Annotated in this window: 10 protein-coding genes and 1 pseudogene; 7 read left to right on the top strand and 4 right to left on the bottom strand. The window is 70.0% G+C overall.

Annotated elements, in window-relative coordinates; all coding sequences use genetic code 11:
* The 4 genes and pseudogenes from D7Y21_RS37230 to D7Y21_RS37215 all read right to left on the bottom strand — a co-directional run.
* A pseudogene (locus D7Y21_RS37230) lies at positions 1-231 on the bottom strand (energy transducer TonB); the annotation flags it as partial.
* A 17-nt stretch (positions 232-248) separates the two neighbouring features.
* Entirely contained in the window at positions 249-686 is a 438-nt protein-coding gene (locus tag D7Y21_RS37225; RefSeq protein ID WP_120561264.1) for a biopolymer transporter ExbD, read from the bottom strand.
* A gap of 3 nt (positions 687-689) precedes the next feature.
* Complete coding sequence (locus D7Y21_RS37220; protein WP_120561265.1) at positions 690-1,382, bottom strand: MotA/TolQ/ExbB proton channel family protein; 693 nt, start codon at positions 1,380-1,382, stop codon at positions 690-692.
* Positions 1,383-1,600: 218 nt separating this feature from the next.
* On the bottom strand, positions 1,601-2,593 hold the full coding sequence (locus D7Y21_RS37215; protein ID WP_121718222.1) for an aldo/keto reductase family protein: 993 nt from the start codon (positions 2,591-2,593) through the stop codon (positions 1,601-1,603).
* Positions 2,594-2,713: 120 nt separating this feature from the next.
* On the opposite strand from D7Y21_RS37215, the gene D7Y21_RS37210 reads away from it, so the two are divergent.
* The 7 genes from D7Y21_RS37210 to D7Y21_RS37180 all read left to right on the top strand — a co-directional run.
* Positions 2,714-3,319 (top strand): hypothetical protein, encoded by a 606-nt coding sequence (locus tag D7Y21_RS37210; protein WP_147469481.1) that lies wholly within the window; start codon positions 2,714-2,716, stop codon positions 3,317-3,319.
* Positions 3,320-3,720: 401 nt separating this feature from the next.
* Positions 3,721-5,274, top strand: coding sequence for a hypothetical protein (locus D7Y21_RS37205; RefSeq protein WP_121718220.1), 1,554 nt, complete (start codon positions 3,721-3,723; stop codon positions 5,272-5,274).
* A gap of 19 nt (positions 5,275-5,293) precedes the next feature.
* Entirely contained in the window at positions 5,294-6,292 is a 999-nt protein-coding gene (locus D7Y21_RS37200) for a MoxR family ATPase (RefSeq protein ID WP_199735567.1), read from the top strand.
* Complete coding sequence (locus tag D7Y21_RS37195; RefSeq protein ID WP_121718219.1) at positions 6,285-8,054, top strand: hypothetical protein; 1,770 nt, start codon at positions 6,285-6,287, stop codon at positions 8,052-8,054. Before D7Y21_RS37200 ends, D7Y21_RS37195 begins: the two co-directional genes overlap by 8 nt.
* Positions 8,051-9,037 (top strand): ABC transporter ATP-binding protein, encoded by a 987-nt coding sequence (locus D7Y21_RS37190; RefSeq protein WP_120561269.1) that lies wholly within the window; start codon positions 8,051-8,053, stop codon positions 9,035-9,037. The genes D7Y21_RS37195 and D7Y21_RS37190 overlap by 4 nt, the downstream gene beginning before the upstream one ends.
* Positions 9,034-10,557 (top strand): ABC transporter permease, encoded by a 1,524-nt coding sequence (locus D7Y21_RS37185; protein WP_120561270.1) that lies wholly within the window; start codon positions 9,034-9,036, stop codon positions 10,555-10,557. The genes D7Y21_RS37190 and D7Y21_RS37185 overlap by 4 nt, the downstream gene beginning before the upstream one ends.
* Positions 10,558-10,562: 5 nt before the next feature.
* The coding region (locus D7Y21_RS37180) for a DUF58 domain-containing protein (protein WP_199735566.1) at positions 10,563-10,875 on the top strand (313 nt) is incomplete at its 3' end.

Below are 10,875 nucleotides of genomic sequence, written 5' to 3'. Positions count from 1 at the left end.
GGGCTCCTCCGGCTTCTCCTCCGGAGGCGGTGGGGGCGGCGGCTTCTGCACCTCCACCATGACCATCTCCACCGGCTTCTGGATGGCCGCGAGCTTGCGGCCCTCCAGGGTGGAGAGAAGCCCGAAGCCCACCCCGTGCAGCGCGAGCGACACGAGGACGAACACGAGCAGGAACCGCGTCGAGCGGTCGCGCTGGGGCAGGGAAGAGGGGTCGAGGACCGCCTGGCTCATCGTCGCTCAGCCTCGTGTCAGGGCGTGGCGGGCGCGGCCCGGGGAGGGGCGGCGTCCTTCTCGATGTTGAGGGCGAACTTCGCGATGCCCTGGCCCTTCACCACGTCGATGAGGCGCATCACGCGGCCGTAGGCGAGCGTCTGGTCCGCGCTGATGATGGCGCGCGTGTCCTTGTCCTTGGCGACGGCTTCCGTCACGCGGCGGGACAGGTCCGCTTCCGTCACCTCCGCGCCGTCGAAGTAGAGCTTGCCCTCCTTGTCGAGGACGACGTTCACCAGGCCCTGCACCGTCTCACCGCCATTGGCGGCGCGGGGCAGGTCCACCTCCACCGTCTCGCGGACGATGAAGTTGGCGGTGACCATGAAGATGATGAGCAGCACCAGCACCACGTCCACCAGCGGGGTGACGTTGATGCCTGAGATTTCCTCGTCGCTGTCGTTCGCGCCGCCGGCCATGGGCTAGTTGCCCCCCGCGGCGCCCGGCTTGCGCGCCTTCATGGCGCCCACGAGCGCGTGGCCCAGGGCGGTGGTGCGGCTGGTGAGCGTCTTCAGTTGGCGGTTGAAGATGTTGAAGGCGACCACGGCGGGGATGGCGACGGCGAGGCCCACGGCGGTGGCGACGAGCGCCTCCGAGATGCCGGCCATCACCGTCTGCTGCATGGCGCCGCCCTTGGTATTCATGGCGCCCAGGTCGTTGAAGGCCTTGATGATGCCGAGCACCGTGCCGAACAGGCCGATGAACGGGGCGTTGTTGCCCAGCGTGCCCAGGATGGACAGGCCGCGCTCGTACTGGGGGCGCTCGCGGGCGACGGTGGACGCGATGACCTGCTCCACGGTGTCGGGGCCCTGCGGCGCGGAGGCCAGGGCCTCGCGGATGACGGAGGCCTCCATGCCCTTCTGGTTCTTCACCTCACCGGCCACGGCGTCGAACTCGCCGCGCGCCAGGCGCACCGCCAGGGCCTCCGAGTTGGGCAGCCGGTGGCGCGAGAAGTACACGGCGCGCTCCAGCATCACCGCGATGGAGATGATGGACAGCGACACGAGCAGCCAGAGCACCCACTCGGCGCTGCCCAACGTCACCCCGAGCAGCTTGCTGCTCAACCATCCGAGTTCGGGTTGGGCCGCCTGGGCCAGGAGGAAGAAGGACGTCATGTGGGAAATGCCCGGTTCAAGAGTGGGACCGCTCTAACGCGCGGCGCAGTCTCTTGTTCCCCCCGACTCAAAAGTCAAATGGAACGGGGTGGAGTTCACCCCGCTGTCGCGCGCCATTGGACGGGCGCGGCGAAACCAGGGCGCGGATGTCATATCTCGGGCACCGGGAGGGACGGGCGTTGGAGTGCCTGCCCCGCCGGGCGGGCGACCGTCGACTTTCAGGGCCTGCGGTTGGGGCTGCTGGTCTGCGCGGGGTCGCGCTCCACGACGGGGCCGAGGATGGAGTCGATGCGGCGCAGGAGCTCCGCGTCCAGCTTCACGCCGGTGGCCTTCACGTTGTCGAGCACCTGCTCCGGCTTGGACGCACCGATGATGGCGGAGGAGACGCTCTTGTTCTGGAGCACCCAGGCGATGGAGAGCTGCGCCATCGACAGGCCTGCCTCCTGGGCCAGCGGCTTGAGCTGCTGGACGCGGGTGAGCACGTCGTCGGTCATGAAGCTGGTCATGAACTGCGAGCCCGGGGTGGCGGCGCGGGTGTCCGCAGGCGGGGGCTTGCCAGGGAGGTACTTGCCTGAGAGCACGCCCTTGGCCATCGGGGACCAGACAATCTGGCCCAGGCCTTCGGCGTCGGAGGTGGGGATGACCTTGGACTCGATGACCCGCCAGAGCATGGAGTACTGGGGCTGGTTGGAGATGAAGGGCACGCGCAACTCGCGGGCCAGCTTCGCGCCGGCGGAGATCTGCTCGGCGGTCCATTCGGAGACGCCGATGTAGAGGGCCTTGCCCTGGCGGACAATGTCCGCGAACGCGAGCATGGTCTCTTCCAGCGGCGTCTCCGCGTCGAAGCGATGGGCCTGGTAGAGGTCCACGTAGTCCGTCTGGAGGCGGCGCAGCGAGCCGTGGATGGACTCGATGATGTGCTTGCGCGACAGGCCGCGGTCGTTCTGGCCGGGGCCGGTGGGCCAGTAGACCTTGGTGAACAGCTCATAGCCTTCGCGGCGCTGGCCCTTGAGGGCGCGGCCGAGCACGGCTTCGGCCTTGGTGCCGGCGTAGACGTCGGCGGTGTCGAAGGTGGTGATGCCCGTGTCGAGCGCGGCCTTCACGCACGCGACCGCGGCGTCCTCCTCCACCTGGGAGCCGTGCGTGAGCCAGTTGCCGAAAGAGATTTCACTGACCTTCAGACCGCTGCGACCAAGGAATCGGAAGTTCATAGGGGGCGGCACACTAACCGCCGCCTGTTGGGGTCGCACGGGTTCAGGAGCAGCAGCGGTGGAACCAGGCGACGAAACGTTGAGCTTCGGGCGAGTCGTGGCCCAGGACCTTCAAATGGCATGGCCTCGAAAGTCGTGGACCCGACGACGCCGGGGTTGCCTCTTGTATGGTCGGAGTTGTTTGAAGAAGCCGCTATCCCAGGGGAGGTGGGTTCAGTGATGCAAGGTGTTGGTTTGGAGGAAGAACAGCTGATCGTTGTTGCTGTGCGGTTTGGCGACGAATGGAGATGGTACCGGAGCGAGCGGGATTGCTGGGTGTTGGACCAAACAAAGTGGCGCCGCGCGTTCATGGATGCCGGACATGCCGTACCTGATACGGGGTTTGCTGAGCGTTTTGGCATCGCTGTGGCTGATGGGACGACCGTGTTTATGTTTCTAAGCCATATGGAAGCTTTTAGGGTGTTTCGGGACGAGTTGAGAACGCGTCTGGTTGAGGCTTCGCGGACGGCAAGCGAATGGTGGGACGTAGCTTCCTGCTTTCCAAGCCTGTTGGTTGACTTTGACGAGCGTGTGCTTGTCTCGGCTTACGCGGAGAGCCCGAGATTTGAGGAATATGTCCCGGATGGATGGCATGGGCAGTATGGAGATTTTTTTGAGCGGTTGCCTGATGCTGAGAGGTACTGGATTATCGATGGCGAGGACTTGTTGAAGCGTTTCTCCGGGTAGAGACCTGAAGGTTCCCCTCCGCCGGCGAGTTGAGCGTCATCCGCTCGCTGGATGGCTGGGTGCGGCGCAGCTGACAGTCGAGCAAAGAGTGCGTCCACCATGAGGCGTAACGTGGCCATTGAGCTTGCCCGTGTTGTCGGCACCTACAGCGAGCTGACGCGGGTCCGACCCTCGACCTTGAGATTTCGGAGGGAGCGGAAGTGCTGGATCCGCAGGGACGTCAGCATGGGGAAGCTCCGGCAGAGGCAGGCTCCGTCCCTCAGCACAGGGAAACCGGTCATGGTTTCTCATGACGCGAGAGGCTGGTCACCCTGTTCTCCCGACCGTCCGCGGCGGGATTCGACTGTTCCCGGGCTTGGCTTGTGAACAGTGGGCCGGGTGGCTGACACTGGCTTCCACGCATGGCCGCCAGTGACGAACGCCGCTTCCAGTCCCTCGTGCTCGCGCCCATCCGGCGCGTGCAGCGGCGGCTCAATGGGGTCGCCTGGGCTGGCGCGGGCATCGCTCCTCTTTGGGCTTTGGCCACCGCTTGCGTGCTGTCCCGGCTGCTCTTGCGCGACCGGGTGGTGTGGGCCCTGCCGCCTCTTGTCGTCGCGGGGCTGGCGTGGTGGTTCGTTCGCGCGCGGTCGCGGGGCGTGTCGCTGGAGTACGCGGCGGTGCTCGCGGACCGCTCCGCCAACGCGGGGGGCCTTTTGCTCACGCGACTGGAGCGCCCTGTTGGCGAGTGGGAGCTGAGCCTCAACCAGTTCGCCCAGCAGGTGAAGCCTCCGGACGTTCCCTGGCGCCGGCCCGTAGGGGCCCTGTTGGGCGCGCTCGTGTTCTTCGCTGTGGGGTTCGTTGTTCCGCTCCCGGCCCTGCGCACCTCGAACATCAATGCAGCCGCCGCGACCCAGGTTGCCGCCGTGCAGGCCCAGGCCGAAGCCCTGGCTCGCGAGGAGCCCCTGGGCCCTGACGTCGAGGAGGAGCTGCGCCGGCTGTCGGAAGAAGTCGCGCAAGGGCGCTTCGACTCCGCGGATTGGGAAGCCTCGGATGCCCTGGAGCAGCGGCTTGCTGAACGCGCCTCCGAGGCCGCCGCCGAGCTCAACCGTGCCTCTGAGGCCGCCGCTGAATTGGAGGATGCGCTCGCCGCCGCTGGTGGTGCGGAAGCCGCCACCCGTGAGCGTGAGTCGCTGGAGCAGGCGCTGATGGCACTGGATGCGCGTGCCAGCGGGAACGCCGAGGACTCCGCCGACGGTGATCAGGATGCCCCCGAATCCGAGCGGAGCTCCCAGGGCCAGGGTGCGGACGGAGAGAACGGCGGCGACAAGCAGGGCTCACAGCAGCAGCAGGGCTCCGGTGATTCATCCCGCGAGGCCCAGGCCCGCGCTTCGGCTCGCGCCCAGGCCTCCGGCTCTCCGGATCAGATCTCCGACCTGCGCCGCACACTGGAGCGGCGGCAGCAGTCGCTGGCCCAGCGCTTCGGAGAGGAAAACGCGTCGCGAGGGAACCGCGGCGCCCAGGCCCGGCGTCCCACCCGGCGTCAGCAGTCCGGTCAGGGGCAGAAGGGCCAGAAGGGACAAGGCCAGGGCGAGGACGGGCAGGGCGAGGGTGAAGGCGAAGAGGGCGACGGCGAGGGACAGCAGGGCAGTCAGCACGCGAGCCGGAACACGCGGCAGGGCAAGGGTGAGGGCGCGGGGACGAGCCGGGGCGGAGAGAGCCAACCGCTCGTCTTCGGTGGCGAGGCGGAGATGGATCCGAACCGGCTCGCGTTCCAGCCGCTGCCGGAAGGCAATGGCGGCGAGGCGGAGGAGTTGTGGGGCCTTCGCGCCGCGGATCCGCGGGCCCGCACGGGGCAGGCGGGGCCGTCCAGCGTGAAGGGCACGGGCGCGAAGGGCGATGCGACGGCGGGACCGACCTCCGGTCCGCTGCTGCCTCGCAACCGCGACCTGGTGAAGCGGTACTTCGGTGGTCCGTAGTCCAGAAGGGGGAATCGACGTGGCAGCGGAGCTTCTGAGTCCCGCCGAAGCGCAGGGCGCGGCGGACGTGGCGTCCCGGCTCAAGGCCGGGCTCAACCAGGTGATGCTCGACCAGGAGACGGTCGTCGAGCAGGTCGTGACGGCGGTGCTCGCCCGGGGCCATGTGCTCCTGGAGGGCCTGCCCGGCCTGGGCAAGACGGAGCTGTGCAAGGCCCTGGCGCGGCTGTTGTCGCTGCCCTTCCGCCGCATCCAGTTCACCCCCGACCTCTTGCCCGGCGACATCACCGGCACCTACGTGCTGGAGGGCGAATCGCGCCGCGACTTCGTCTTCCGCGAGGGCCCCCTCTTCGCGAGCCTCGTGCTCGCGGATGAAATCAACCGCTCCAGCCCCAAGACGCAGTCCGCGCTGCTGGAGGCCATGCAGGAGCGCTCCGTGACGGTGCTGGGCCAGACGCGGCCCTTGCCCGATCCCTTCTTCGTGCTCGCCACGCAGAACCCCATCGAGCTCGAAGGCACGTACCCGCTGCCCGAAGCCCAACTGGACCGCTTCCTCTTCCGCATCCTCGTGCCGCCCGTGGGCGCCAAGACGCTGCGCACCCTGCTCACCACGCGCGTGCGCGGCGCGCCTCCCGCGCAGGAGCCGGTGCTGGACGCGGAGGGCCTGTCGCGCCTGTTCGCCGCCGTGGACCGCGTGCACCTGCCCGGCCCGGTGGCGGACTTCATCGGCCGGTTGGTGGAGGCGTCCGACCCGCGCCAGCCTTCCGCTCCGGAACCCGTGCGCCGCTTCGTGCGCTTCGGCGCGAGCCCCCGCGCGGCGCTGGCCCTGGCCGCCGCGGGCCGTGCGCGCGCGCTGCTCGAGGGCCGGCCCAACGTGGGCTTCGACGACGTGGTGGCCGCCGCTCCCGCCGCGCTCAACCACCGCCTGGTGCTGGCCTACGAGGCGTCGCTGGAGAAGGTGACCGCGCCGGACGTGGTGCGCGAGCTGCTCAAGGCCACGCCCGAGGTGCCCCGTGGTTAGCCGCGCGCCCTGGGCCTTCGCCGTGCTCCTGGGGGCCCTGCTCTGGACGGGCCTGCCGGGCGTTCCCGGTGGGACGGCGGCGTTCGCGACCAGCCCTCCAAAGGCGGTGGAGGTGCGGGAGGCGGAGCCTCAAGCCAGCGGCTACCGCGAGGTGGTGGAGACGGTGGAGAACCTCCCCACCAAGGGCGACCTCAAGGCCACCGTGCGCGTCGTCACGCTCGTGCCGAACCGGGGCTTCACGCCCATCCAGGTGACGGTGCACAACAACGGCGGCCAGCCGCGCCCGGTGCGCCTGTCCATCCACTCGCAGGGGCGCATCATGGAGCGCTCGCTGGAAGTGGGGCCCCGCGAGCGCACCGTCACGTGGCTGCTGATGCCCGCGGACCTGCAGTCGGGGACCCTCAACCTGGACTCGCCCGGGATGGACACCGCGTCCCGGGGCTTCTACCTGGACGGTTACCGGGGCGCCCGCGTGATGGTGCTGGGCGACGTGAAGTCCTTCGAGGCGGCGACCGGCCTGAGCCGCGCGCCGGAGAACAATGAGCCGCTCGTCGCCACGCGCTTCGTGGAGCCGCGCACCGCGCCGCGCGAGCTGGCGGCCTACGCGGGCTACGACGCGGTGCTGGTGGCGGTGCCGGCGGACCAGGTGCCCGACGACGTCTGGGCGGTGCTGGAGACGTTCGCCGTGACCGGCGGCAGGCTGGTGCTCGACCAGCCCCCCGCGAATCCGCGCCTGCGCTTCCCGCTGCTCCAGGATGAGAAGGCGGAGCTGTCACCCTACGGCTTCGGCTTCGTGCGCCAGTTCCGCGACTGCCGGAAGCAGACCCCGGGCTGCGGCTTCCGACTCTGGGAGGACACGGAGCGGTCTCCGGCCGTGGTGGAGCCCGCGGGCCCGCCGCCCCGCTGGGAGCGCCACGACCTGCTCAGCGATGGGCGCCTGCCGCTGCTGTCGAGCGCCCGCGCGCCCGTGGGCCGCTTCCTGCTGCTCATCTTCCTCTTCGTGCTCGCGGTGGGGCCTGGCGGGTGGATGCTCGCGCGGCGCAAGGGGCCGCTCGCGGTGCTCATCGCCGTGCCCACGCTGGCGGTCCTCACGAGCCTGGGGCTGGTGGCGTGGTCCGTGCTGGTGGATGGCTTCAGCCTGCACGCCGCGCGCTACAGCCTCACGCTGCTGGACCGCGAGCGGTCTCGCGCGGTGACGGTGGGGCTCAACGCTTGGTACGCGAACCTCGCGGAAGAGAGCGTGCGCATGCCCGCCTCCAGCGTGCTGCTGGCCCCGACGGCCCCCGAGGATCCGCCGCGCTTCCTGGACTGGACGAACGGGCTGGTGGTGAAGAACAGCTTCCTGCCCTCGCGCAGCTACCGCGAGTGGGGCGAGGTCGCGGTGGTTCCCTCGCGCGCGCGGCTGACGGCGCGCAAGGCCGACGGCGGCGTGCGGGTGCAGAACGCGCTGGGGGCTCCCCTGAAGGGCGGCATGTTGAAGCTGGACGGCCAGTTTTGGGACCTGCCGGAGCTGGCGGACGGCGCGGAGGGGCTGGCCACGCCGCGGGAGGCGAAGGTCGGAGACGAGGACCTGTTGGGCCTGGATCACGAGCCACGCATGCGCTTCCAGGACGCGGTGACGCCCCTGGTTCGGGAGCTGGAGGACGGGACGTTCGTGGCGCGGCTGGGAGGGCGTGGCTTCTCGCCCACGGCGGTGCTGGACGTGGAGCTGGAGGCCGCGCTGCACGTGGTGCGCGGTCAGGTCGAGGAGGCACGACGATGAGCCTGCTGGAGGTGAAGGGGCTGCGGCGCGACTACGGGGCGCTGCGCGCGGTGGACGACGTGTCGTTCACGCTGGAGGCCGGCGGCATCCTGGGCTTCATCGGGCCCAACGGCGCGGGCAAGAGCACCACGCTGCGCATCCTGGCCACGCTGGACGTGCCCACCGCGGGCACGGTGCTGCTGGACGGCACGTCGCTGGTGGACGCGCCGGATAGGGCCCGGCCGCTGCTGGGCTACATGCCGGACCGCTACGGCACCTACGACGACGTCACCGTGAGGGAGTTCCTGGACTTCTTCGCGCGTGCGTACGGGCTGAAGGGCGCGCAGCGCAAGCAGCGGGTGGACTCGGTGATGGAGTTCACGGGGCTGGGGCCGCTCTCGCACAAGCTCACCACGGAGCTGTCCAAGGGCATGCGCCAGCGCGTGGCCCTGGGGCGCACGCTGCTCCATGACCCGCGGCTGCTGCTGCTGGACGAACCGGCGGACGGGTTGGACCCGCGCGCGCGCATCGAGCTGCGGGAGTTGCTGCGCGCGCTGGCGGATCAGGGCAAGGCGGTCATCATCTCCAGCCACATCCTCACGGAGCTGGCGGAGATCTGCGACAGCTGCGTCATCATCGAGCAGGGGCGACTGCTGGCCCAGGGCAAGGTGGAGGACCTGCTGCGCCAGAGCGCGGGCCCGTCCCGCGTGATGGAGCTGACGGTCCGGCTGGCGGCGCAGGGCGACGAGGGCGAGGCGCTCTGGTCTCGCACGGAGCGCACGCTGCTGGAGCAGCCGCGCGTGAAGGACGTGGCGCGAGATGGCGGCGCGCTGCGCGTGCGGTTGGAGCTGGAGGCGGACGCGGGGCCGGCGCAGGCGGAAGCGGCCGCGGCGGCGCTGCTCGCGGCGCTGGTGTCGCAGGGGCTGCCGGTGTGCGCGTTCAGCCCGCGCGAGCGCAACCTGGAGGACGCGTTCATGACGGTGACGAAGGGGAGGGTGGCGTGAGCACGCAAGCGAGTCCCGCGTCGGGCGCGGCCGAGTCCGCTCCCGCGCCCGGTGTCCCCGCCGCGGCGTCCGACCGTTGGGAGAGGTGGGGCGACCGGCTCAACCCGCTGGTGGTGAAGGAGGTGCGGCAGGGGCTGCGCACGCGCATCTTCTGGGTGAGCTTCGGGTTGCTGCTCGCGGCGTGCCTGGTGCTGTCGCTCATCGCCTTCGCGAACACGCACGACAGCACGTACACGCGCGAGGGGCGGTCGTACTTCTTCTCCTTCTTCGTGTGCCTGGCGCTGGTGCACTTCGGCCTCATCCCCTTCAACGCGTACCGCTCCCTGGCGCGCGAGCGTGAGGACGAGACGTGGTCGCTGCTCTTGCTCACGGGGCTGGGGCCCCGGCGCATCCTGCGCGGCAAGGTGGCGTCCTTCCTGGTGCAGGCGGTGCTGTACGCGTCGGCGGTGGGGCCGTTCCTGCTGTTCAGCTACTTCCTCAACGGCATCGACCTGCCCACCATCCTGATGGTGCTGCTGTTGGGTGGGGCGTGGATGGTGTTCCTCACGCTCGTGTCGGTGTGCGCGGCGACGCTGGCGGACAGCCGGATGGGACGGGCCGCGGTGCGTTTCGCGCTGGTGGCCGTGCTGGTGGTGACGTTCTTCCAGGCGCTGACGTTCACCTTCGTGGTGACGAACGAGCGTGGCAGCGGGTTCTCGTTCGACCGGAACTTCTTCCTGGGGCTGGGCGCGGCGTTCTGGCTCCTCGTATCGGACGGGTGGCTGGTGTTCGAGACGGCGGTGGCGCGGCTGTCGCTCGTGACGGAGGACTACACGCGCCATCCCCGGCGGGCGTTGGTGGTGCAGGTGTTCCTGACGTTCGTGGGGATGACGGCGGTGTGGTGGCTCCTGGACCGGGATGACGACATCCCCGGGGTGATGGGCATCCTCGGAGGGCTGCACCTCATCTTCGTCACCCTCTTCATGGCGACGGACGTGGACGGGCAGTCGCGGCCGCTGCGCGCGGGCACTCGGGCATGGACGCTGTTCAAGCCCGGGGCGCTGCGCGGCTTCCGGCTGTCGGTGCTGCTGCTCGTGGGGTGGGCGGTGGGGTGCGGGGTGCTGCTGTGGCTGTCGGATGGGTCGACGAGCAGCCTGCGGATGGGGATGTCGCAGGCGGCGCTGGCGCTCTATGGGGTGCTGTACCTGTCGGTGGCGCTGCTGTTGGGGCGGATGCCGCGCTCGGGGCGGTTCGCGTCGCCGGTGTCGGTGCGGTTGCTCTACGTCCTGGTGGGAATCCTGGGGGCGGGCGTGCCGCCGCTGCTGGCGGTGTTCCTGAACCTGGAGGGGCGCGATGAGCTGCTCAACCTGCTCAACCCGATACTGGGGACGGTGAACTTCGGCAGGTACGACTACAGCGACCCGAGCGGTCTCAAGATGCCGCCGGAGCTGCTCCTGTGCGTGGCGCTGGTGGCGTTCCTGTCGGCGTTCGCCGCGGACCGGGTGCTCGCTGAGCGCGAGCGGCGGGCCCACCAGCAGTGAGCGCGATGTTGGATGAGGCGGAGGTGGCGCGCCTGTCGCCGGGGTTGAGCCTGGCGCTGCCGCGCCTGCCGCAGCGGGGACGGGTGGGCGAGGTGCGCGCCACGTCCGCGGGCAGCGCGATGGAGCTGCACGACTTCCGCGCGTACCAGCCGGGGGATGACCTGCGGCAGCTGGACTGGAACGCGGTGGCGCGCACGGGGGAGCTGGTGCTGCGCGTGCGGCAGGACGAGGTGTCGCCGCGTGTGGAGGTGGTGCTGGACGGTTCGCGCAGCATGGGGCTGTCGCCTCGCAAGGCGGCGGGGGCGCGGGAGGTGGCGC

The sequence above is a fragment of the Corallococcus sp. AB045 genome, assembly GCF_003668895.1.
Lineage (GTDB): Bacteria > Myxococcota > Myxococcia > Myxococcales > Myxococcaceae > Corallococcus > Corallococcus coralloides.
This window is presented reverse-complemented; position numbering and strand designations above follow the sequence as displayed.